General features: G+C 45.7%; 18 protein-coding genes. 10 read left to right on the top strand and 8 right to left on the bottom strand.

Features of this window, described 5'->3' with window-relative positions; all coding sequences use genetic code 11:
- Positions 1-66 precede the first annotated feature (66 nt).
- On the bottom strand, positions 67-4,026 hold the full coding sequence (locus tag AC4MRV_RS03975; RefSeq protein WP_491186125.1) for a response regulator: 3,960 nt from the start codon (positions 4,024-4,026) through the stop codon (positions 67-69).
- Between the two features lie 105 nt (positions 4,027-4,131).
- Here AC4MRV_RS03975 and AC4MRV_RS03970 point away from each other — a divergent pair, with 105 nt between their 5' ends.
- On the top strand, positions 4,132-5,226 hold the full coding sequence (locus AC4MRV_RS03970) for an HD-GYP domain-containing protein (RefSeq protein WP_491186124.1): 1,095 nt from the start codon (positions 4,132-4,134) through the stop codon (positions 5,224-5,226).
- Positions 5,227-5,502: 276 nt separating this feature from the next.
- Positions 5,503-5,901: a PPC domain-containing DNA-binding protein gene (locus AC4MRV_RS03965; RefSeq protein WP_491186123.1), complete on the top strand. Its 399-nt coding sequence runs from the start codon at positions 5,503-5,505 to the stop codon at positions 5,899-5,901.
- 102 nt (positions 5,902-6,003) lie between these two features.
- Here the strand turns inward: AC4MRV_RS03965 and AC4MRV_RS03960 are convergent, their stop codons facing one another.
- Positions 6,004-7,869 (bottom strand): fructose-specific PTS transporter subunit EIIC, encoded by a 1,866-nt coding sequence (locus AC4MRV_RS03960; protein WP_491186122.1) that lies wholly within the window; start codon positions 7,867-7,869, stop codon positions 6,004-6,006.
- Positions 7,870-8,071: 202 nt separating this feature from the next.
- Here AC4MRV_RS03960 and AC4MRV_RS03955 point away from each other — a divergent pair, with 202 nt between their 5' ends.
- Both AC4MRV_RS03955 and AC4MRV_RS03950 read left to right on the top strand, forming a co-directional pair.
- On the top strand, positions 8,072-8,371 hold the full coding sequence (locus AC4MRV_RS03955) for a PTS fructose transporter subunit IIB (protein ID WP_126574402.1): 300 nt from the start codon (positions 8,072-8,074) through the stop codon (positions 8,369-8,371).
- Between the two features lie 26 nt (positions 8,372-8,397).
- Positions 8,398-9,174, top strand: a complete 777-nt coding sequence (locus AC4MRV_RS03950) for a PTS sugar transporter subunit IIA (protein ID WP_491186121.1) — start codon at positions 8,398-8,400, stop codon at positions 9,172-9,174.
- A gap of 24 nt (positions 9,175-9,198) precedes the next feature.
- On the opposite strand, the gene AC4MRV_RS03945 is transcribed toward AC4MRV_RS03950, so the two are convergent.
- Positions 9,199-10,038: a helix-turn-helix transcriptional regulator gene (locus AC4MRV_RS03945; protein WP_491186120.1), complete on the bottom strand. Its 840-nt coding sequence runs from the start codon at positions 10,036-10,038 to the stop codon at positions 9,199-9,201.
- A gap of 394 nt (positions 10,039-10,432) precedes the next feature.
- Between AC4MRV_RS03945 and AC4MRV_RS03940 the strand changes: the two genes are divergently transcribed.
- The 5 genes from AC4MRV_RS03940 to AC4MRV_RS03920 all read left to right on the top strand — a co-directional run bounded on the left by AC4MRV_RS03940 (position 10,433) and on the right by AC4MRV_RS03920 (position 16,374).
- Entirely contained in the window at positions 10,433-12,337 is a 1,905-nt protein-coding gene (locus AC4MRV_RS03940) for a PTS fructose transporter subunit IIABC (RefSeq protein ID WP_491186119.1), read from the top strand.
- Positions 12,338-12,402: 65 nt separating this feature from the next.
- Entirely contained in the window at positions 12,403-13,620 is a 1,218-nt protein-coding gene (manA, locus tag AC4MRV_RS03935; RefSeq protein ID WP_491186118.1) for a mannose-6-phosphate isomerase, class I, read from the top strand.
- Positions 13,621-13,866: 246 nt separating this feature from the next.
- A complete protein-coding gene (locus AC4MRV_RS03930; protein ID WP_491186117.1) occupies positions 13,867-14,307 on the top strand; it encodes a PTS sugar transporter subunit IIA in 441 nt (146 codons plus the stop codon).
- A gap of 12 nt (positions 14,308-14,319) precedes the next feature.
- Positions 14,320-15,717 carry a PTS fructose transporter subunit IIBC gene (locus AC4MRV_RS03925; RefSeq protein WP_491186116.1) on the top strand — a complete coding sequence of 466 codons (1,398 nt, stop codon included), beginning with the start codon at positions 14,320-14,322 and terminating at the stop codon, positions 15,715-15,717.
- Positions 15,718-15,918: 201 nt separating this feature from the next.
- Complete coding sequence (locus tag AC4MRV_RS03920) at positions 15,919-16,374, top strand: hypothetical protein (protein ID WP_491186115.1); 456 nt, start codon at positions 15,919-15,921, stop codon at positions 16,372-16,374.
- A gap of 12 nt (positions 16,375-16,386) precedes the next feature.
- Here AC4MRV_RS03920 and lhgO read toward each other — a convergent pair whose 3' ends face one another.
- The 4 genes from lhgO to AC4MRV_RS03900 all read right to left on the bottom strand — a co-directional run bounded on the left by lhgO (position 16,387) and on the right by AC4MRV_RS03900 (position 22,506).
- Entirely contained in the window at positions 16,387-17,601 is a 1,215-nt protein-coding gene (gene lhgO / locus AC4MRV_RS03915) for an L-2-hydroxyglutarate oxidase (RefSeq protein ID WP_491186232.1), read from the bottom strand.
- 7 nt (positions 17,602-17,608) lie between these two features.
- A complete protein-coding gene (locus AC4MRV_RS03910) occupies positions 17,609-19,744 on the bottom strand; it encodes a TRAP transporter permease (protein ID WP_491186114.1) in 2,136 nt (711 codons plus the stop codon).
- Between the two features lie 95 nt (positions 19,745-19,839).
- Positions 19,840-20,850, bottom strand: a complete 1,011-nt coding sequence (locus AC4MRV_RS03905; RefSeq protein WP_491186113.1) for a TAXI family TRAP transporter solute-binding subunit — start codon at positions 20,848-20,850, stop codon at positions 19,840-19,842.
- Positions 20,851-21,150: 300 nt separating this feature from the next.
- Positions 21,151-22,506, bottom strand: coding sequence for a sigma-54-dependent transcriptional regulator (locus AC4MRV_RS03900; protein WP_491186112.1), 1,356 nt, complete (start codon positions 22,504-22,506; stop codon positions 21,151-21,153).
- A gap of 175 nt (positions 22,507-22,681) precedes the next feature.
- Here AC4MRV_RS03900 and AC4MRV_RS03895 point away from each other — a divergent pair, with 175 nt between their 5' ends.
- A complete protein-coding gene (locus AC4MRV_RS03895) occupies positions 22,682-24,739 on the top strand; it encodes a PAS domain-containing sensor histidine kinase (RefSeq protein WP_491186111.1) in 2,058 nt (685 codons plus the stop codon).
- Positions 24,740-24,743: 4 nt separating this feature from the next.
- Here the strand turns inward: AC4MRV_RS03895 and AC4MRV_RS03890 are convergent, their stop codons facing one another.
- A complete protein-coding gene (locus tag AC4MRV_RS03890; protein WP_491186110.1) occupies positions 24,744-24,968 on the bottom strand; it encodes a hypothetical protein in 225 nt (74 codons plus the stop codon).
- Positions 24,969-25,065: the final 97 nt, after the last annotated feature.

Here is a 25,065-nt window from a genome sequence, read left to right as displayed (position 1 = left end):
TCCTCTATCCATAAAGAAAACCATCTGACGTTGTATGTATTATTGTTCGTTACTTAATCTTCAGCTTCATTCTGGCTGGGGTAACGTATTCAGTAGTTCTTTCGCTTGCTCAAACTCGAAGTTTTCTATCAGTTCGATCAATTTGTTTTTGTCCTCGTCAGTCCATAAGTCGCAATGCTTTGCTTGATTGATAATTTCTAACGCCGCTACATCGTAGTTTTCCACTTTTTCAACTAGGCGTAAGTAGAGTTCTTTTAGCTCATCACATGACACATCTTTAGACGGTGCCTGTAATCCGCGCCAAGCTTGCATCTGCTTTCTTAACTGAAGAACAGTGCTTTGAGCTTGTTGGGCGAGTTCAATGGCACTTTTATCACTAGATTTAACTCGCTTTTCAATCTTGACCGCGAGGGTGGTGAGTTCATGGATACCCAGATTGGCAGATGCTCCTTTGAGCGTATGAGCCATTCGTTCAGCCCCTTCCCAATCCTCTTTTGCAATGATTTCTTGTAAAGAGTAAGTATCGATTTTTTGCGCATCCAAGAAGCGCTCTAGAATTGAGAAATAGGATTCAGCATTACCACCAGTATCGACAATGGCCTGGTAAACATCCACTCCCATTAACTGAGGGTATTCGCCATCCTTATCTTCCACCTTAGCAGCCGCCAGTTTATGATTCGCGGCTACCGTTTGATCTTCTAGTGGTAAGTATTTCTGTAGCGTTTGATAGAGATTGGCGACATTGATCGGTTTGGCAATGTGTCCATTCATCCCCGCTTCAAGACAGATATCAACATCGCTTTGCATAGCATTGGCTGTCATCGCAACAATTGGAAGCTGCTGCCATTGCTCATGTTTTCGAATCTCCTTACATGCAGTCACACCATCCATTACAGGCATCTGCATGTCCATTAGTATCAAGTTAACATCATACTGTTTGAGGGTATCGATGGCTTCCTCGCCATGGTTAGCGACCAACACCTCCAAGTTCGTGCCATTGAGCAAGCCTAGCGCAACTTCTTGATTCACCTCGTTATCTTCAACTAAAAGTACCTTCTGGCTAGCAAATCGAGGCCGAGTATTTTCTGATACAACAGGTTTACTCGTCACATGCTCGATGCCATAACTGTCCATAATCGCATCAAGCAGATTAGACGGATTAACTGGCTTCACAATCAGTGCGTCGACTAACTTACTACTGGCTTCAACTAACGATAACTCTCTGCCATAGGCCGTGACTAAGAAAGTCTTACAATCCGCGATCAAATGATCATCATGAGCCTTTTGCAGCAGTTCGAGGCCATTCATACCCGGCATGGTCCAGTCCACAAAAACCATGTCAAAAGCGCTATCTTTAAGTTCATCAAGCGCTTCATATCCATTACTGACCGCCTTAGCGTTAAAATGCATTGCGTTCAACAAGGTCAATAGAATGCTTCTTGCTGAGTCATTATCATCAACAATCAGCGCTCGTTTCCCCGACAGCGCACTAATAGGCTCGGCAATATCGCGCATCTTCGCTTCTTGGAGTCCGCATTGAATGGTGAAGCTAAACACAGAGCCAATGCCTTCTGAGCTAGATACTGCAAGCTCACCTCCCATTAATTCGACTAATTGTTTACTAATACTCAGGCCAAGACCCGTACCTCCAAATTGACGCGTGATACTGCTGTCAGCTTGGGAGAACGCGCTAAAGAGGTGATCTATTTTCTCTTTGGCAATTCCTATCCCCGTATCCTTGACAGAGAAACGAATGGTTGCTTGATCTTCGTTCAACTCATCCACGAACGCAGAAACTACAATTTCACCTTTTTCGGTAAACTTAACGGCGTTACCACAGAGGTTGACCAACACTTGGCCAATCCTTAACGGATCTCCAATCAAGCCAATGGGAACTTTCGGGTCGATATCCAATAAGAATTCCACCCCTTTCTCGTGCGCTTTGTAAGAGATGACGTTAGTGAGATTGTCGAACACTTCATCCAAGTTAAAATCTATTGATTCAACCGAGAGCTTACCTGCTTCAATTTTTGAGAAATCGAGAATGTCATTGATAATACCGAGTAAGTTCTTCGCTGATTCGTTGATGCGAGTGAGATATTTCTTCTGCGCCGGGTCCAACTCAGTATTAAGTGCCAAATGTGCCATACCCAGAATGGCATTCATCGGAGTTCGTATCTCATGACTCATATTGGCTAAGAAATCCCCTTTAGCCTGGCTCATGGCATCGGCTAACTCTTTCGCTTCCCGCAATTCGTTTTCAAACTGTTTTCGTTCAGTAAGATCAAGCAGAATACCCACGATCCCAGAAACCACACCATCGCCATTACCAAAAGAGGCTTCATAAACCAGCATCTCTTTATTCTGATTACCTGCATCACACAGCGACAACTCATAGTTCCTGCTTCCTTGCGTTTGACCTAGCTCTTGATGAACTGTCGTAAACACTTGGCCAGTACTTGCGCTAAATACATCGCTAGGCGTCCTACCTACAATCTCATTCATGGCTAAACCTAACATTTCGCAGAACTTAGCGTTTACGGTTAGGTATTTACCATGAGGGGACAAGCAGTACATAGGGTTAGGTGTTGCGTTCAAAACCTCTTGATTGAGCTGCGATTGCTCAAGGACTTTTTGCTCAGCTTTTCGTTGAAGCTCAACATTTTGACTCAACTGAATACTAACGGAAAGATCATCCAACATCTGGATAAGCCATTGGTATTGCTGACTTTGTAAGACATCGATCGTACCTAACTCTAGTAACGCGACAGGCTTACTGTTTACACACAAGGGAAAGTAGTAGATCTCATTAAGCTCCAATGACGCGCCATTAACCATCATTGAGTACTTACCTTTAAGGCCTGTCATTGAGAAAGGTTCACCAGAGAGCAATACACTGATTTCCGTTGAAGAAGGATCATGAATCTCGTTAGAGCTATCATCTCCAAACCCAACACCTGCAATTCTTTCTAACTTTTCATCTTGATAGATGTAAACCCCTATCATTTGCAGCGGAAACTGATGCAATAAAAACTGGGTAACTTCTCTCGCTAGAATCTGCGTCGATTGGCTCGTGCGAAGCACGATATTGAAGTCTTTAACCAAAGTATTATGGTTGAGCTGTTCAGAGATATGATGGAAAACAACGTTTAAGCTATCAATGAACTTTTGCAACTCGGCATAAGCCGTTTGCGTAATCGTAAACGCATAATCTTGCTGCTTAACTTGGCCAACAACAGTTCTTAGTAGTTGGCTCAGCGGGCTGATGTACATCCTCCAAAGCAAGATAAATGAAAGTGAAATAGACAATAATAAAATCACCAGAATTCCACGATTGAGTGCTTCATAACGCTGAACCTGGCCTTCCGTAAGAGAAATCTCATCTTGAATTCTACTTAGAATCGACTGATTCGCCGCAGCAATAGCCTTCATGATTTTCTCTTTCTCGGAAAAATACCGCTCCCCGTATAAAAGAGATTGCGCTGTTTTCAGATCAGGTTTGCCCATGTAAGTCAACTTGCCATTTTCCCCTTGTTGATAACCCTTAATGGCCAAGAAAGCATCACGCTCCAGCTGAACTAAAGAATCAGACAGCGCCAATGCATTTTTCAGTTCAAAAAACTCTATCGCGCTGATACCCGATTCTCTAATTCGGTCGAGTAATGGTTTACTGCTGCCTAAGTTCAAAGTGGTCAAATCCAATTCCGCATTTGCCACCACGTCCCAATACTCATACTCGTTTCCTTCTGGAATAGGCGCTTGGCCCGAGCGAACTTTCAATACTCGGTTAAACAGTTTCTCCCAGTGCTCATCGCCTGTCACACTGTATGCTCGAGCAAATTTGGTGAGATTATCTGAGCTCTGTTTTAGCTCCTGAGAAAGGCGATGAAATAGAAATAGCTGTTGTTGATGTTCACTACCTCTGACATGTAAGTCAGACAGTTTTAATGAAACACCAAACATTGCGAGTGAGCACATTCCCATCGCTAGAAATAACACAGTAAAAAGCGTTCGAATTGAGGGCATCGATTTCTTCTAATACATAATAGTTAAAGTGATTTTCGGAATTACTTGTCTATAGTTTAGTTAGTAGTCAGCAAACTGCCGAAAAACTTTGTATGAGATCACACGATGCCAATTGAAAAATTAGATGATTGCACCGTTCTGCTAGTCGATGACTCTGCAGACAATCTCGCCTTTATGGCTCAAGGTCTCGCTGGACGTTATCAGATCAAAGCGGCCAAATCGGGTGAAATGGCGCTGCATATTCTCGATCAATTTGATATTGACCTTGTTCTACTCGATGTCGTGATGCCAGAGATGTCTGGTTATGACGTGATTCGTTACGTCACCAACAACCCAAAAACACGCCATATCCCTGTCGTCTTTTTAACCGGAAAAGACTCTCAAGAAGACGAGAAGTTGGGCTTTGAGCTTGGAGCTGCGGACTACATACATAAGCCAGTTAGCATCCCGTTGCTTCGCTCTCGAGTAAAAACTCACCTACAAAACAAACGTTCAAAGGATTTCCTGCGCGACCAAAACGGCTATTTGGAGAAAGAGGTGCTTAAACGCTCGAGCGAGTTGGACCGAATGCAAGATGCGGTAGTGTTTGCATTAGCGAGCCTTGCGGAAACTCGAGACCCAGAAACAGGCAATCATATTTTGCGTACTCAGCATTACGTAAAGCTGTTGGCGGAATATCTGGCCACTAAAGATAAGTATCGCGAAGAACTGAGTCCAAAAATGATAGATACCTACTTCAAAGCAGCACCATTGCATGACATAGGTAAGGTCGGCATTATTGACTCAATACTGCTCAAACCAGGTAAATTGACTACCGAAGAGTTTGAGATCATGAAATCTCACACCACTCTCGGCCTGCAAGCGCTAGAACGTGCTGAACAACTCTCTGGAGCGCACAACGACTTGATAAATGTTGCTAAAGAGATTGCTTATGGTCACCATGAGAAATGGGATGGGTCTGGCTACCCCAATGGTTACTCAGGAGAGCAAATCCCGCTCAGCGCACGTTTGATGGCGGTAGCCGATGTGTATGATGCCCTAATCTGTAAGCGAGTTTATAAAGACCCTATGAGTCACGACAAAGCGAAAGAAATCATCTTGGAAGGAGACGGACAGCACTTCGATCCTCAAGTGATTGAGGCCTTCCTCGCTCAAGAAGATCTTTTCATCAAGATTGCTAGTGAATTTTCCGACAATTAGCCATTAAACTGAGAGGCATTAACTCTGGGACGAAACCACTTAATGTTTTACTCCTCACTATTCACACATTCCGCTTTCTCTGGCTTTGTTCATTAGATAGCTAACCCCACGTATAGCTTCATTTCAAATCATGATATAAGGTTTGCTCTCGCTAGAAGGTGACTTTTAATGAGTTTACATACATATAAGGCACAGCCAAGGGGAAAATCAGCTCCTATTCAAAAGCACGCTCAGCGAGAAAACGCTACTCTGTTTAATAATGTGTAGAGGTCTATTTTGATAACATCTATCGCCGTTCGCCTACTCAAAGGTGACGATCTTAAATTATCGATTCAACGCCTAGTGAATGAACACAACATTCAAGCAGGCAGCATTGCTTCGTGCGTTGGCTGTTTTACTCAATTCAATATTCGTTTAGCAGGAGCGACTCAAACCTTAGAGCTGAATGAACCGCTTGAGATTGTGTCTATCATGGGGACGCTCACTCCAGAGCACCAACATATTCACCTTTCCGTCGCCAAACGAAATGGTGAGGTGGTTGGTGGGCATTTGCTAGAAGGATGCCTAATTGATACCACGGCAGAGTTGATAATTCATAGTTACCACAATGTGAGTTTTGCACGTGAGTTCGATAAGAACACCGGCTTCACCGAGTTGGTTGTCACCAATAAATAGCCCGAGACTTATCAATAAAAAAGCTCCGCTAAAATAGCGGAGCAAAGAGCATAATAGTCAGGGGGACTATTGACCTTAAGGGTTCAGTATTATCGTTCAGCACTAGCGGCTTCTGTAAATTAAGGCGCGCGCGTTTAATATTGCATCACGAGTTGGAACTTCAACTGTCTTCATTCCTTTAAATCGTTCGGGTTCTTTGATTGCCACGTCATGCGCCAAAATCACCATTTTCGCGTTCTTAATGTCCTTTTCCGTAATGCGATTGTTGATGCCGTTGGCTCCTTGGGTCTCGACCTTGATTTTGATACCCATGGTATAAGCGGCTTTCTCTAACGACTTAGCCGCTAAGAAAGTATGCGCCACACCAGATGGGCAAGAAGTGACAGCTAAGATCTCGGCCTCTCCCTCTCCATCTATTGCGTGATATGCGCGAACCAATGCCGCCTCTTCTTCTTCATCCAGAACGTTTTTCTTAAGCAGAACAACAATCAATGCCGTAGTTAATGCGCCTGCCAAGGTGCCAACGATGTAACCCAGTTTGCCATCGACGACAGGAAGCACAATCCAGCCGCCCCACGGCGCATGGTTAAGCACATGGAACGTAAAGCCAATCACGTTACCGACAATACCGCCAAGCACAATCGCAGGTAATACCCGCGCTGGATCGGCCGCTGCAAATGGGATCGCCCCTTCACTGATACCAATCATGCCCATGATGCCAGCCGCTTTGCCTGCTTCACGCTCATCACGTTTAAATTTCTTCGGCGACAAGAAAGTCGCCAATGCTAATCCAAGTGGCGGCGTACAAATCGCGATTCCAACCCCACCCATTAGCCATGGCTGAGTGTTAACTTGAGTCTGAGCAAATAAGGTCGCCACTTTATTCACTGGGCCGCCCATATCAAATGCCGTCATTGCGCCCAATACCGTGCCAAGCATGACTTTGCTCGCACCCGCCATGCCAGTGAGCCAATCATTGAGCCCCGCCATCGCGGCCGATATTGGCGAACCAATTAACCACATCACCAAACCGCAAGTGGCAAAAGTACCGACCAGTGGATAGATAAAAATGGAACCGAGTGAAGTCATGCTGTCTGGCAGTCGAATCTTCTTCAGCATGCGTACTACAAAGCCGGCAAAGAAACCGACCACAATCGCACCTAAAAATCCGGTGTGGTATTGATCCACTGCGACCCACGAGCCAATCATGCCTGGTGCAAGCCCTGGCTTATCGGCAATGGAATAAGCAATATAGCCACCCAGCACTGCGGTAAATAAGGTTAGGCCAGCAATGCCCATTTTAGCGATATCAGCCAATACGCCGCTTTCTGGTACTGCGCCATGGCCGGAAATCATCACAGAAAGGGACAGCAGCACCCCACCAGCAACGATAAAAGGGATCATGTGCGAGGTGCCAAACAGTAAGTGTTCTTTAATATGAGCTAATCTTAGCTTCCACGGACTTAATGGTTCTGGCAGAGGCAATGGCTCGTCATCCCAAAACTCATGGCTTGGCTGCTGAATATCGGTTAAAAGCTCTCGCGCCTGCTCAACACTCTGCGCGGCCTTTAACTGACTAATGAATTCTTCTTCAATGAGTTTGGTTGAGAGCTGTGCTAGCACTTCGATATGGTGATGATCGCCACCATCTGGCGACGCAAGCATGAAGATCACATCCGACAGTTCACCATCTTCAGCGCCATAATCAATGCCAGTTCGGCTGATACCCACCGCGACCGCAGGCTCTGTGACCGCATCACTTTTGGCGTGCGGAATCGCGACGCCATCTTCAAAGCCGGTGTTGCCGATTTCTTCACGCTTCCATAAATCGGCCAAAAACTGCTCTTTATCGGCTAATTTCCCTGCCGCATCGAGCAATTCAACTAACTCTTTGAGCGCGTCAGCTTTGGTGGAGGCCTTAAGATCCAAACAGATCGTCTCTGGCTCAATTAGATTAGTAATGTCCATTGTATTTACCTTGCAATGTTCACGCTCGAACATAGATTAACCAGCGACCATGGTGTTAGATATAGGACGAAAACACCATTAACTGGATTATTGTAACACTCACACCAAACTGTGATATCTGTCTGTCGAATCATGGTGCCAAATCAAAACCAGCGTTTTATGCTGTGCTAATATCCAGAAAAATAACAAGCCGAGAAACACCGTGAAAATAGTCGCTGTCACCGCCTGCCCAACAGGCATTGCACATACCTATATGGCAGCCGATGCTCTTATCAAAGCTGCGCCTAAATATAAGGTCCAAATCAAAGTCGAAACGCAAGGAGCAATGGGCATCGAAAACCTGCTCTCACCGCAAGATATTGCACAGGCAGACAGAGTGCTGATTGTGTCTGACATTGATATTGACCAAGCTGCGCGCTTTGAAGGCTGTAACGCGATTCGTGTTTCTATCGAAGACGTTTTGGTCAATGTTGATAAAGTGTTCCTACTACACTGCCGTTAACGATTCTCTGCCGTAAGCCGTTAACTATGAACGAATATCAAATCACCTTTTTAGTCGAAAGCAGCGAATCAAATGCTCATATCGCCCAACCACTACGTCGCTTAGCCAAGAAGTTCAAAAGTACGATTAAGATCATTAACATCACCCGCAACCGCAGTGCTGACTTAACTAAGGCGGTGGCAATGCTGCAAGTGGGTTTGGTTCAAGGTGATCTGTGCCAAATCACGGCAGTAGGTATGGATGCAGAGCTTGCCTGTTTTGTCCTCAAAGATGTGATTGCCGACCATTACACCCTGATTGGCTCACAGATTAACTATGAGTTTTCCAGCCAGCTTTCTGAGCGCCTGCCTCAGCTGTGTCCAGCGAGTGATACCAAGTGGCACTACGCGAAAGCTCACACCGAACTGACCAAATTTGAGTGCTTGAAGGGGTTGGCGCAGTTGATTCATCCCGGCCATCCTGACGAACTGCTGCTCTCGTTTATTAAACGTGAAGAGCGCTCTTCGACTTGCGTCACTCCGGGCATCGCCCTACCTCATGTGATGTTTGAGAATATCGACCATATTGCCATTGCGGTGATCGCCAGTGACACTCCAATTGATTGGGCTTCACAAATGGGCGATGTACATCTTGCTATAGCACTGGTGATGCCAGCCAAACCGACGCGAGAACAGATCATTGCGGCCACCAACCTCACCCGCAACCTACTGTGCGAGCAGTTGCCTGAACGACTAAAACTCACGCGCAGCAGCGTTGATCTACAAGCGCTTCTGATGTACTCCATGTCTCAGCTACTGTCTTAACCTCGACTCTTTTTTATCTAATCTTTAAGCTGAACCACGATATTCGGTTGGCGTTCTTCCGGTGCGATTTTTAAACACTCGGCAGAAGTAGTTGACGTCTTTAAAGCCACAACGCATCGACACTTCATTGAGCTTAAAGTTGTATTTTTTAAGCATGAATTTGGCGCGGTCTATACGCACCCAAGTAATGTAATCGGCCAGCGTCATATGCCCTTGCTGGCGGAACAGTCGAGAAAGATGATTAGATGAGATACTAAAGCGAGTCGCGATGCTGTCACGGGTGATCTGGCGATGGAAGTTCTCTTGAATGTAGATACAAATACCCTGATAAAGATCCTGAACACGGCTTTGTGACTTCTCGACTGGTGCATCAAGCATGGTTTTGCTGTATTGCAGCAGCGCTTGCAGCAATAACTCGTCCATTGGCTTCTTATTACTTTCTCTCGCCAATGCGCTCAGCGCCTCTAAAATATTATCGATGGCAAAACCTGAACGGGTTTGAATACTGTGCTTTTGAATGTCGTAAAAGCTCGCCTCCCCTTTGCGTTTACTGACCAAGCTTAGCCCTAGCTGCCTACGTCCAAACAACATACTCAGTACCGAGCAGTCGGTATCCCAGTCTGGCTTATTCCAACAGTTAGGCGGGACAAAGATCGCATCGCCCGCTTTGGCAACAATACTGGTCACTTTGCGCTCATGGGTTTCCATTTCATTGATGTATTCCCCATCCAGCACTAGCTCTAAACGCGGAAAGTTAACCTGATAGCTAAACGCCGGAGGGGTATGAAAATCCCCGGCAAACCAGATGTTATGAAAAGGCTCTCGTTCATTCAGTACCGACGAGATTAGGTCATGAAATACCATGTTGAATCATCTCTAACTACAAGCTAAGTCCGCACATTGCAGAGCTAATGGCTTAGATATACTCCTTAGTGAAACATAGCGCTATTGAGCAAAATCACAATTCGAGATCAAGGTTACAAAAATCCAGCCTTAGCAATAAAACTCCAGTTAAAAATTCACATAAGCACCTCATAAAACCAACATGCAAAATCGACGAAACCCATATAAATAAAGGGATGGAAACGTACTCAAATTTGTCAACACCAAGCCCAAAATCGCCTCACAGACGATCAAAATCACACTCTAAAACTGACGCAACAATCCTCCAGTAAATGCATTTTTTCTTCACTACAGAGCGTTGCTGATAGATTTCAGAATACCCCTAACAAAACAAGAAACACATTAGGGGTCCATTATGATCACCAAATTGATCAATGAAAATTTAATTAAGCTTGAACTGCAAGCCACCTCCAAACAAGAAGTATTTGAAGAGCTGATTGAAGTTCTGCACCAACAAGGTCGAATTTCTAATAAGGCAGATTTTTTAGCTGATATCCAAAAGCGCGAAGCAGAAGGAAACACTGGCTTTGAAGATGGCATTGCCATCCCGCACGCAAAAAGTGCCGCTGTGATTGAACCTGCAGTGGTGATTGGTATTCACAAAGCAGGCATTGAATACGGCGCCGATGACGGCCAGCCATCAAAACTATTTTTTATGATTGCCTCTCCTGATGGCGGCGATAACCACCACATTGAAGTGCTCGCAGAACTCTCTTCTAAACTGATTGAAGATGGCTTTGTGGAAAGCTTTATCAACGCGGCTTCTCCTCAGCAAGCGCTTGAGTTACTGCTACAGAAACCACAAGCAGAAGAGTCGCTACCTTTAGAGAACACTAAAGGCTTCATCATCGGCGTGACTGGCTGCCCTGCTGGCGTTGCCCACACCTACCTTGCCGCTGAAGCGTTAGAGAAAGGCGCGCATACTATGGGCTTTGAGGTAAAAGTCGAAACCAACGGCTCTATCGGTGTGAAGAACAGCCCAACAGAAGAAGAAATTGCTCGCGCTGATGCGATTGTTGTCGCCTGTGATAAACAAGTCGATATGGCACGCTTTGCCGGTAAACGAGTAATCAAAACCAACGTAAAAGCGCCAATTCGCGATGCAGAAGGTTTGATTACACAAGCGCTGAATGCTCCGGCTTACCAAGCTGAAACCACCAGCGCGCCACAATCAGTTACCGAAAAAGCGTCTCAAGCACGTTCTGATCTTTACCGTTACCTAATGAACGGCGTATCACACATGATCCCATTCGTGGTGACGGGCGGTCTACTTATCGCTCTTGCTCTAGCAATCGGTGGTGAGCCAACTGAAGCAGGTATGGCGATTCCTGATGGCAGTCTTTGGAACCAAATCTTAGAAGTCGGTGTGGTTGCCTTCACCCTGATGATCCCAATCCTTGCCGGTTACATTGCCTATGCTATTGCTGACCGCCCTGCTCTGACTCCAGGTCTAATCGGTGGCTGGATTGCCAACAACGGCTCATTTTACGGCGCTGACGCAGGTACTGGCTTTATCGGAGCCATCATCGCAGGCCTGTTAGTGGGTTACTTCGTTAAGTGGATCACTTCAATCAACTATCACAAGTTTATTCAGCCACTTGTGCCAATCATGATTGCGCCAATCACCGGCTCTCTGTTTATCGCAGGTCTGTTCATCTTTGTCATCGGTGCGCCTATCGCAAGCCTAATGGACGGTCTAACCGCAATGCTAACCAGCATGAGCACAGGTAACGTGGTTCTACTTGGCATCGTACTTGGTGGCATGGCTGGCTTTGATATGGGCGGTCCATTTAACAAGGTCGCGTTCCTATTCTCTGTCGGCATGATTGCTAGCGGCCAAACTCAATTTATGGGCGCAATGGCATGTGCAATCCCTGTCGCACCGCTAGGCATGGCTCTAGCTACGGCACTTGGTCGCAAATTTGATCTGTTCGAGTCTTCTGAAATTGAAGCAGGTAAAGCCGCGGGCGCAATGGGCTTAGTTGGTATCTCTGAAGGTGCGATTCCATTTGCCGCGCAAGACCCTATGTCGGTGATCCCGGCCAACGTACTGGGCTCTATGGTTGCAGCGGTTATGGCGTTCTCATTCGGCATCACTAACAGCGTTGCTCACGGTGGCCCGGTTGTCGCTCTACTTGGTGCAATGAACTACCCACTGCTAGCTCTTCTATGTATGGCGGCAGGTGCAGGCGTAACCGCACTAACTTGCATCACCTTAAAGAACCTTCGTAAAGCGAAATACACAGCCGCTGCGGCTTAATCCTTTCCTACTGATATTGGCTTGGGCAACGCGTCCAAGCCACTTTTCTCTTTATGGTGATGTCGATGTCTGAACTAACTATCAATACTGAATCGCTGCTTGAGCGCGTTTTTTACCCGATGACCAACGTGATTCAAAACTACGCATGGGGCAGCCCATCTTCGTTTACTCAACTGTTTGGCACTACGAATACAGCAGGTGAACCTCAAGCCGAGATCTGGATGGGCGCTCACCCAAATGGTTGCTCAATGGTCGATACAGGCGCTGAACAGACTAAACTCTCAAGCCTAATCAGCCAGAACCTTAATCTGTTCTTAAGTGACAAGATTGCCAGCCGATTTGGTGAGCTGCCGTACCTGTTTAAAGTACTCGCGGCTGAAAAAGCGCTCTCTATCCAAGTTCACCCGAATAAGCAACAAGCCGAGCTTGGTTTTGAGCACGAAGAGCAGCAAGGGATTCCGCTCTCTGCAAGTAATCGCAACTACAAAGATGCCAACCATAAGCCGGAGCTGGTCTACGCGTTAACCGAGTATACGGCGATGAATGGCTTTAGGCCGATTAGCGAGATCCTTGCCCATTTCAACTACCTTGATATTCCTGAGCTTAACTCACTGGTGAACGACTTATCGGGCGATCAAACTCCTAATGGTTTAGCGAGCTTTTTCGCCGGATTGTTATCACTGCAAGGTGAACAGAAAGAAGTCGCGCTGATGATGCTGATCATGAAAGCCAAGCTCTCGCCGACGCCACTGTTTAACCTGATTACAGAGCTAGAAGAGCAATACCCTGGCGACGTTGGCTTGTTTGCTCCATTGATTCTTAACGTGATTGCCTTAAAACCCGGCCAAGCAATGTACTTAGATGCCGAAACGCCTCATGCGTATATCAAAGGCACTGGGCTTGAGATCATGGCGAACTCTGACAACGTCCTGCGCGCCGGACTCACGCCAAAATACATGGATGTGAAAGAGCTGGTCTCTTGCACTCGTTTTAATGAAAAGCGCATTGATAGCTTGCTGTTAGAGCCGACTAAGGATAATGGCATGTTAGAGTACCCAATTCCGGTCGAAGATTTTAAGTTCGCTATTATTGAATACTCCGAGCAGCGAGAGATTGACACACAAGGCGCTGAAATACTGCTACCACTCGATGAAGCTATGACCCTCACCCACATTTGTGGCGAGCAGTGCGTCATCGAAAAAGGCCAATCGGTGTTTATTCCAGCTTTCGCTCAGCAGTACACCATTGACTGCGCAGGTCGAGTCGCTCGCGCATACAGTTAACAACGTGCTCCTGCCTTCCCCCAAGGTCAGCACTAACACAATGCCCTGCTTATGCAGGGCTTTTTTCTATCTAAGCTGTTGATTTAAATTTATTTTGTGAGCCTTCGCACAGGTTAAAAATGACGTTTATCACACTTAAAATTAGCGGATACAAAAGTCTAGTAGTTGGATTTTTTTTACTATTTCCGAGTTTGGCGGCAAGGATTAAATTGACTCCATTGCATAAGCACTAATGAGTCAAAAACAATGATTACTGAACTAACAAACGTCAATTTAATTACTGGCAACCTTCAAGCAAATAATAAAAAAGAAGTGTTTGAAGAGCTTGCTCAAATGCTGCTAGATAATGAGCGCATTAATAATAAATCCGCGTTCTTAGATGATATTGAAACGCGCGAATCCTTAAGCATTACCTCAATGGATGGCATTGCTTACCCACATGCGAAAAGCCAAGCCGTCACCAACCCTGCTATCGCTGTTGGCGTTAAACGTCAAGGCATCGAATACGGTGATGAAGACGGCATCAAACCCACTCTATTTTTTATGATCGCCTCACCAGATAACGGCGCCGATCATCATATTTATGTCCTTCAAGAACTGTTCGGGAAATTCAGCGAAGAGTTTATTGAAGAGATCCAAAACGCGAAAGACGAACAACAAATCCTTAATATTTTAATCAATTCATAAGGCGTAGTAATTATGAGTACCCTAACAGCTCAAGCTACTAACAATAGCGATTTTAAAAAACTACTCAGCACCATGAAAGGACACCTTTTATTCGGTACTTCTCATATGCTTCCATTTATTGTTGCGGGTGGTGTACTTCTGGCATTGGCGGTAATGGCATCAGGTAAAGGTGCGGTTCCGGCTGACGGCTTACTGGCGGATATTTCCAATATCGGTATTAAAGGTCTAGTGCTATTCCCTATCATCCTTGGCGGCTTCATTGGCTACTCTATCGCAGACAAACCAGCGCTTGCACCAGCAATGATCTCTTCTGGCATCATGGCGGATATGGGCGGCGGCTTCTTAGGTTGTATCGTGGCAGGTTTCATTGCCGGTGGCGTGGTATTCCAACTTAAGAAGATCCCACTTTCTGCCAACATGACGGCACTTGGCGCTTACTTCATCTACCCGCTTATCGGTACACTGGTGTCTGCTGGTATCGTTCTTTGGGGTATCGGTGAGCCAATCAAACTGTTCATGGCGTCGATGAACGAGTTCTTAGCTTCAATGGCTGGCGCTTCTAAAGTGGTTCTAGGCGCCATTCTTGGCGGTATGACAGCGTTCGATATGGGCGGCCCTATCAACAAAGTCGCAACGCTATTTGCTCAAACTCAAGTAGACACTCAACCATGGCTAATGGGCGGTGTAGGCATCGCAATCTGTACACCACCTCTAGGTATGGCGCTAGCAACCTTCCTATTCAAGAAGAAGTTCACTAAGCAAGAACAAGAAGCAGGTAAGGCGGCAGCAATTATGGGCTCTATCGGTATCTCTGAAGGTGCGATTCCATTTGCAGCGAATGACCCAATGCGCGTGCTTCCTTCAATCGTAGCGGGTGGTATCGTAGGTTGTGTATTCGGCTTCCTAACTGACGTACTACTACACGCTCCATGGGGCGGTCTAATCACGGCGCCTGTATCAAGCAACATTCCAATGTACGTGGTTGGTATTGCACTAGGCTCGCTAACGACTGCACTTATCGTTGGCTTCTGGAAACCAGTCGCTGAAGAATCAGAAGAAGAAATCGAACAAGCAGCACCAGTACAAGCTCAAGCGGCTCCAGCAGCTGGTGAAGGCGAGTATGACGTAGTAGCCGTCACTTGTTGCCCATCAGGCGTAGCGCACACCTTTATGGCAGCGAAAGCGCTAGAGAAAGCAGGCGCAGCAGCAGGCATTAAGATTAAAGTTGAAACACAAGGTCAAAACGGCATTCAGAACCGCATTACCGACCTAGATGTAGCCAACGCGAAATTGGTTATCTTGGCTCACGACATTCAAGTAAAAGATGCACAGCGCTTTGCTAACGCGAACGTGGTTGAGTGTTCAACCAAAGAAGCAATGAAAAAAGCGGCTGAGTTAATTCAAGCTTAAATTTAGCTATACAAACTAAGCCCGAGCAAATAGATGCTCGGGCTTTTCTCTCCAACCATTTCCACCCATTGGCAACCTTCTTGCCTAAAAAACCTAGAGTGCTTCCAAGAGCTCATTCTGAAATCGTGCCTTTTCGTTGGCGATAGATACGATGGGAATTCAGCCTATATCTATCAATCCAAAATAATAAAAGGACGTCTCATGGCAAAACCAACACAGGATGAAATCACTCGCCTAAACCGCTACTTCGCTATCGAAAGTAATAATGAGTTTTGGAGCTTGTCTGAAAAAGTCAGTACAGCGCAAGAGCAGCAGCGGTTGCTCGCGGTTGCCTTTACTTCGCTCTATCATTGGTCAAGCGTCGGTACGGCAGACAACATACATCTTGCTGAACTCGCAGTTGCAAGAGCGCTTTGTATCAGTGGATCGGAGCTAAGCCTATCATTTGCTCAAAGCGCGTTTGAACATTTTGACGGTGAAGGGGCAGACTGGATTCAAGCATTCACTAACGCGGTATTAAGCCACGCCTTATCTATATCAGAGCAAAAAGCGCAGGCGGCTGAGTTCTACCAACAAGCGCTTAGTTATCAGGCTAAGTTGTCAGAAGGCGATAGAAGCGTATTTGACGCGACCTTCAATACCATTCCGACACCTTAACCTTAGCTTCATTTACCCGACTTTCGCGATGACCTTTTGGCAAATGTATTCACCGATCGGCATCGCTGAAGTCGCGGCAGGAGATGGAGCGTTGCAAACATGCAAACTACGTGGGCTTTCAGCAAACAAGAAATCATGGACGAGTGTGCCGTCATTCATGACCGCTTGTGCACGAATCCCAGCCGGATAAGGCTTTAAATCTGCAAGTTCTATCTCAGGGCAATATTTGTTAACCAACTTCAAGTACCCGGGCTTCCACCACGAATTTTTGAACTCAATTAACCCCGTTTTAAGGTGTTTCGCCGTCACTTTCCAAAAGCCACTGAAACGCAGCATCTGCACAGTATCTTTAAGGCTAAAGTTAACTGCCCCATAGCCTTCCCGCTTCCAACCCTGAACGGCATTAGGACCCACGGTAACCGAACCGTCAATCATCCTAGTGAGGTGCACCCCTAAGAATGGTAGGTCCGGATCGGGAATTGGATATATAAGATGGTTTACTATGCCATTATGCTTTGAATCAAGTCGATAATACTCCCCACGATAAGGCACGATTTGAAAATCTGTGTCGATGGACAGCATTTTAGTCATTCTATCGGCCATCAGCCCTGAACAAGTCACAACAAATTTGCTCACAACGACTGAGCTTTGTCCTTGTTGCTCGCAGGTAAGATATATATCATCACTCGTTTCCTGCGCAGCAACAACTTGCGAACCTAACTTAACCTCTCCGCCCAATTCAATAAACTGCTGAGCCATTTTTTCAGTGACTTGCTTATAATCGACGATACTGGTCGATTTCACATAAATGGCCCCTAGCCCAGTGATATTTGGCTCGGCGAGTTTCAATTGCGCGGCATCAAGCAACTCAACATCAATATCATTGTCATGACAGCGTTGATAAAGCGCATTCATACGCTCAAGCTCTTTGCTGTTAGTTGCCACCAACAACTTGCCGCAGTTTTCGACGGCTATGTGATGTTCATGGCAAAAGCTTAATGTTCTCTCCACTCCGCGCTTACAGAAACCTGCTTTCAAACTGCCAGGTTGGTAATACACACCCGCATGAATGACGCCGCTGTTGTGGCCGGTTTGATGCTTGGCAAACCCCGATTCTTTCTCGATGAGCAAGATAGATTTGTCAGGCTCTGCTTGTTTGAGTTGCCAAGCCGTTGATACGCCAACAATACCACCACCAACAACGATGTAGTCGTACACTTTTTCCATCGTCATCTTAACTTGCCACCTTATTGGTTGGTGTCGCTACACTTGCCAATTGGTTTCGGCGGCCGCTGTAGATGAAGATAGCAATAAATGCCGCGCTGCACGCAAGGCGAATCCAAATGGAAACATCAGGCCACACAAGCGCAATCCCGATCGCAACCAAAGCAATACGAAGTAACACATTGAGTTTTCCTTCTAGATACCCTTCAATCGCACCGATAAATGCGTAAGTACCGATGATGGCAAATAAACCCGTCACGAGAACCGAACTCACGTCCCAACTTACCAAGCCAGTATACGCAATCAGCAATGGGACAAGATACAATCCCTTGGCAATTTTCCATGCCATCAAGCCTGTTCGCATTGGAGGTGTTTTGGCAATCGTCGCCGCAGCAAATGCGGTCAAACAAACAGGTGGCGTGACATTACTGTCTTGAGAAAGCCAGAAAATAATTAAGTGAGCCGACAATAGTGCTAAGCCAACCGCTTCTAAACCCAAACTCTGCTCTAACAGGGTTTCCATAAAGTCAGCAGGTACCACTGCAACCATCTCTTTTGCCATCTCTAGGCTCATTGGAGCATTTAGCAATGCGAGCTTATCTGGTGCTGCTAGCATAAAGATCGCTTTTGCTTGTTCAGGTAATTGCCCTGCCACCAGTAAATCGAGGAGTTGGTTTTCGGCCAGAAGTTTATAGAGCGCAGGCGCTGACAATGTGCCTAAAACAATATACGCCGCCGTAACCGGTAAGCCCATTCCTAAGACAAGTGATGCCAAGGCAATCAAAACGATCATGATGAACAGATCACCATTAGCCCAACCGTCGATCATTAATGAAAATGTATTGCCGATACCCGTTGTGCTGATTACGTTAATGACAAGGCCAATACCTACAAGCAACACAGCGGTCGTCGCCATGTTTTTCGCCCCTTGAGATAATGCTTCAATGATCGCTTTCGGCCCCATCTTATGATTTTTTGAAAACCAAGACGCCACCACAACGGAAATGATCGATAAGCCTGCTGCGTATGTCGGAGTAAAACCTTGAACGAGTAAGGTAACAAGCACCGCAAGAGGTATCAGGTTGTGCCAACCAGACAACAAAACCTTCAGCAAAGATTCGCTACTGGTCGTGACTTTTTGTACACCACTGCGCTTAGCTTCTATGCGAACAAAAAAAGCAACTGACAAGAAATATATCAAAGCGGGAACAAAGGAGACGGCGATAATATCGACATAAGGAATCTGGGTATATGAAGCCATAATAAAGGCACCCGCTCCCATTACAGGAGGCATTAACTGACCCCCAGTCGACGCGGCTGCTTCAACACCTGCGGCAAATCTTGGTGGGAACCCAGCCTTTTGCATCAACGGAATGCTGATCACCCCTGTCGATACCGTATTTGCCACACTTGACCCAGAAACAGATCCCATTAAACCTGAGCCTATAACGGCGATAAATCCAGGCCCACCGATGATTTTGCCTGCTGCTGCTCTCGCCACATCAATGATGTAGTCCCCTACGCCAGAGCGTACTAAGAATGCACCAAACAAGATAAACATGAAGACAAACGTCCAGCTGATACGAGAGATCGAGCCAAACATGCCTTCTGAAGAATAAAAACTGCGGTATAAAAGGGTTTCAAGGCTTAAGCCAGGAAAATGGAAAATGCCGCTTGCCCATTGGCCCCATAGAACCACATAGCTTAAACAAACCAAGATAAGCATAGGGATAAACCAGCCCATGGTTCGTCTGATCAATTCAATCACGATTGCAATGGCGAGTATCGCGAAAAACCAATCACTGGCAATAAACTTTACTCCTCGCTCATATAAAGCGTCTTCCGCAAAAGGGATATAAACCAAGCACGCTAAGGCCGCGACGGCAATCATCACATCGACTGCGAGCGCTAGCTTACTTTTCTTGAGAGAAATATGGGCGGGATACCACAAAGCACAAATAACAGCAAAACCTGCAAAGTGAGTTGCTGAGATCCATAACTCAGGCAATGTTGATAAGGTATTAAACCAAATATGTAGTAGCGAAAGCACAACGCCAAACACGGTGATCGCTTTACCCACCCACGGAAAGTCCGTTCGGGTAGGCAGTTCAAATTTCTGCAATTCTTCTTGGATTGAATCGCTCATATTCCACTCCAACGCACTCCAACTTTTCAGTAGAGCCAAAACAGTAAAATCAATAGATGCGCGCACTACTTATGCAGTGCGCGTAAGGCAGGTGATTAGTTCACAATCAGTTCTGAAGGGATTTCTACACCCACTTCTTTGTAGTAACGCGCTGCACCAGGGTGAAGTGGTACAGGTAAACCAGCAATCGCTTTTTCAATCGCCATTGCTTTCGTTGCCTTGTGAATACCTTGAAGGAATGGCAGGTTTTCGTAGATAGTTTTGGTCAGCTGATAAACATCATCATCTGAAATGTCCTGACGTACTGCGAGGAAGTTTGGCTGGGCGATCGTTGTGATCGGCTTGTCCACACCGGGGTAAGTATTTGCTGGAATTTCATACTTGGTCCAAAGGTTGTATTTGCCATTTGCCATCTTAATTTGCTGGTCAGTAAAAGATAGGATTTGAATATCATTACCAAGCGCCGCAAATGCCTGTGTTACGGCTCCAACAGGCACACCTGCTGGTGTATTCATACCATCAATAGTGCCGTTTTGTAACGCGCTAGCACTACCACCGTATCCCATATACGCTAGGTTAAATTGATCAGGGTTAACTGCAAGCCCTTTCATGATTTGACGGCCAGAGTTTTCTGTTCCCGAATTCTTTTTACCAATCGAGAATTTCTTACCATCCAAGTTTTTCAGGTCGCTTACCGTACCGCTATCAACCAAATCAGAGCGAACAATAAAGTGCTCTACGTTTTGCCAAAGCATAGAGACAGAGCGTAAGTCTTCTTGACGCCCTGTTTTCTCATAAGGCCCCTGACCTGACCAAGCCCACGCACCATAGAGACCTTGAAGAATCGCAAATTGAGCTTCATTCTCGTTAAGCAGTTTTACGTTTTCACCCGATCCGGCAGAGCTGATTGCTGATAAAGAAAAGTGATGTTTTGGTGTCAGCTTAACTTTACTCAATGTCGCCAGAGCCACGCCTACTGGGTAGTACGTCCCCCCTGTCGACGCTGTCGCTAGAATATAGCTTCTCTCTTCAGCGATCGCGTTAGATGCAAGACCAATTGAAGCCATTGCAACGACTAAAGTTTTGACTAACTTGTTGTATTTCATCTTTACTCTCCATGTAGAGTTGTTCACGTTATTATTTTGTTAAATCAAATCTACTATGGCAAAAGTGATGCCAGAAATTAAGTTACTGATTTTATTGAATTAGGCTTCTATAGCTAGCCAAAATGAGCAAATTTATGCTCATTCAGCTCTGCCACAATGAGCAGAATCTTGCTCATTACTGCCCCCTACAATGGCGCTTTTCTCCAGTTCTGGTTAACAAAAGTTAAATAAATGTGATCAAGTTACCAAGCTCAGCCCAATTACCTATGAGCAATATTTTGCCTATTGGTCTCTAACAAGTTAGCTTTTTACATAATCAGAGCGATTGAGTGCATAGCGCGCCATCTTCTGATTGAGGGTCCGACGCGGTAAATCTAGCTCTTGCATCACTTCTGTAATTTTCCCATTGTGACGAACTAATGCATCGTGAATGACTTTGCGTTCAAAACTTTGTACCTGGATCGCTAAAGGAATCCCGACATGGGATGATTCATTAAGGGTATTGGGCCTTGTCGAAAGGATTTCACCAACTGTGACCGAATCGTCGAGGGCAAAACGGATTGCAACGTTTCTCAGTTCTCGCACATTACCCGGCCAAGAGTACGTGAGCAACGCTTGTCGATCGGCTTCGCTTGCTGTCCGAGTTTCTTGATTAGCTTTACGAGTAAAGTGTTCAAACAGCAATAAAGCGTCCTCTTCTCTTTCACACAGTGGAGGAAGGTGAAGTTGGGCAACGTTCAATCGATAAAACAGATCTTGGCGAAAATCTGGATGATTCATCAAATCATGTTTGGCCGCAGCGACAACTCGCAGATCGATTGAGATAGGCTGATTGCCTCCAACCCGCTCTACAATGTGATCTTGTAGAGAGCGCAATACTTTTACCTGCATCGCTAATGGCATGCTCTCGATTTCATCGAAAAACAGTGTTCCTTTATTGGCAAACTCTAGTTTACCGATGCGACGCTTCATTGCTCCCGTAAAAGCCCCCGCTTCATGACCAAACAGCTCGCTCTCAAATAGATTTTCAGGAATCGCACCGCAGTTGAGTGGCACAAATGGATGACGTTTCCGGCGGCTCAACTCATGTAAGCAGTTAGCAACTAACTCCTTACCACACCCCGTATCACCATAGATGATCACATTGGTATCAATAGCAGCGACTTTAGCAATCTGCTCCCTCAAATCGCACATTACCTGGCTGCGACCAATGATGATCTCTTCTATGCCAGCTAAACTATCGAGATAACTGCGTCGGTCTTCCCTTTCCTTACCTTTCTGATATTTTGTTGCAGCGGCCAGTACCGTGTGAGAAAGTCGCTCTGGATCAAATGGCTTCTCAATAAAATCGTACGCTCCAATTTGAAGAGCTTTGACGGCCATATCGACATCACCGTGCCCGGTGATCAAAATGACAGGAATCGTTGGAAAACGTTGCTTGAGATTGTTAAGAAGCTCAACGCCATCAATCCCTGGCAATCGAACGTCGCTAACTATCGCGTCAAACTCGCCGTCTTCAAATTCATCAAGCAATTGCTCTCCGTCATCAAAAGGGCGAACTTCAAAACCAGCAAGTTGTAACCACTGGCTGGTCGCCTGACGAACAATCGCATCATCTTCCACTAAGGCTACGCGTGCTTCCATTACTTCTTCCATACAACAGGTACCTTCCATAGTTAGCCACGTTAAGAAAAAAAGCGCCTAACGAAAAGGAGCTAGCTCCCACTTTTCATCTACAACTTCTTAACAATAAAAGAGGAATTTGCTAGCGTGAGGCTGATTTAACATGGATTTGTTGCCAAATCTCGGCCACTTAAATTAGGAAAAGCCAGTGGGTAAATTCAATCGTTTTTGGCTTTTGACCCTCGCCATTTTGGTCATTGCCAGCATTCAGGTCATTAGCCGAGAAGTGGCAACACAGTGGAACCTGAGTTCCATACAGCTTCAAACCCAACAGCGATTATTGAATTACATTGGCGATGCTCGACGCTCTTTGCTTCGCTTCTATCACCTTCCATACCTAGTGACCAACGATGAGCAGAGCCTTCAATACCTAGAAGGACGCCAAGACATTCAAACAGAGATTGAGAGTCAACTTGCCAAGTTAGACAAAGCGTCCAATACGCGAGGTTGGTATATTCTTTCCGCCAGTGGAGACATTCTGGCTTCAAGTTCAAAAAGCTACAGCATCGATAGCGTGGATATCGACTCCATTGTTGATCAAATCCACAAGCAACGAGAAGGTGTCACGGTCGTGACTAAAAACAAAGGAGCCATAGCAGAATACTTCTTGGCGGCACCTATGTACCTAGGCTTCGATATCTCAGGCATTGTTGTCGTGCAAGTCGACTTAAGCATGCTAACCGAGCAATGGTTAGCGAGTGAAGAAATCATCTTAGTTAAGAATGCGAGCAATCACTATTTCCTTTCCAGCAGTAAGCACTATAACGCGGATTGGTTTAATGACAGTTTCGATCCTACAAAAATGAGTACATCTAAAACACTGTTTGACGACACTCGTTTTTCTATTTGGCAGCTCGATAAAAACCGCTATTTATCCCAATCCGTCGTACTGGACGATCTACAATGGCAGCTCACTTACCTTTCTCCCATTAGTCCGATGGAGAAAAACGTTGCTTGGCTAAGTTGGAGCATGGTGGTGGCCTGTATCTTCATTTGTCTTTTACTCATCATTCGTTACCAAAGGCATCAAAAACAGTTAAGCCAAGAGAGAATCCAAAAGCTCCTAGTTGAATCGGAACAACGCCTCAACGCCATGATCAATAAAACCCACGTAGGGATCCTGCTACTCGATAAACATGGCATGATTACCGACATAAACTCAATGGCTAAGCGTTATTTCAACCTCGCAGACTCTATGATTGGATCGGTAGAAGCTTGGCAGCTATTTGATACTGGCAATCCCTATTCCACCACGTTGAGACTATTAAAAGATCTTCCTCAACATCGTGAATTAGCAGAGCTGAGCAGTGTCGAAACCTTTGCAAGACGCAGCGATGGCAGTCATTTTCCAGTCCTATTTTCCATTAGCCAGTTTCCATGGCACAGTCACTCTTTCTATTTGTGTACCATCATGGACATAAGCAAACGTAAAAAAGCGGAAATTGCCTTAGAATCTGCCAACCAACAGCTACAGCAGCGAGTAGAAGAGAGGACCAAAGCTCTTGAAGAAGCGCAGCAAGAGTTGATAGAAACCAGTAAACTCGCCGCATTGGGTCGCATGTCGAGCGCAATTACCCACGAACTGAATCAACCGTTAACTGGCCTTCGTACCTTACTCTCTAGTAATCAATTACTCATAGAGCGAGGAGAAACCAAACTCGCACAAGCCAATCTCGATCTGGTGAACACCTTGATTGACCGAATGGCAAACATGACGTCGCAGCTTAAATCTTTCGCTTTCAAACGTCTCGATAAGCCTAAGCCAGTCTCTTTAACTCTTGCTCTAGAGGAAGTGCTTAGAATCGAACAACAAGCCTTAGCGGCGATCGATGTGCGCGTGCGAATCGCTCAAGATATTAATATGGTCTTGGGAGAAGAAGTACGCCTGCGCCAAGTGTTAGGGAATCTAATTCGAAATGCGATTGATGCGACTCGGGGCGTTCCAACGCCAAAGATCGCCATTAATGTCCATCAAAACAAAGGCAAGGTTTTGGTCGAAGTAGTCGATAACGGATGCGGAATTGAAGTTCAGCAACTCGATTCCATTTTCGAACCTTTTCATACCAGTAAAAAGATAGGAGAAGGGCTTGGCTTGGGGCTCGCTATTTCTGCTAACAGCGTAAAAGACATGCAAGGTAGCATCAAAGCAACCATCAACTCTGATGCTGGAATGACTTTCACGCTCTCCCTGCAACGAAGCAGTTAAACGATTATTCGAGGGCAAATACCACCCGCTCTGACTTTTTGTAGTCTTCTATATTGAGGATTACTCCTTGGTAATCGTCTAAGCTCAGCGCCTCTCCAATCGCTTCTGATTGCTCATCATTCAAACGACGTAAAAAGGGAGCGGAGATGAGTTTAGCGAGAACAAGCGGAATTCGTATTGTCCCTTCGAGTTCCTCGTTTATGTAGGTCGTTATCGTTAGCTTACGCATTGTTTTCCCTCAAATATGCATTCTGTAGCCACGCTAAACAAACCATCTTGGATAAGAATTGACCATTATCAATAAGAGAGAGAAAACTAACTGTACG

The organism is Vibrio sp., assembly GCF_984391705.1.
This window is presented reverse-complemented; position numbering and strand designations above follow the sequence as displayed.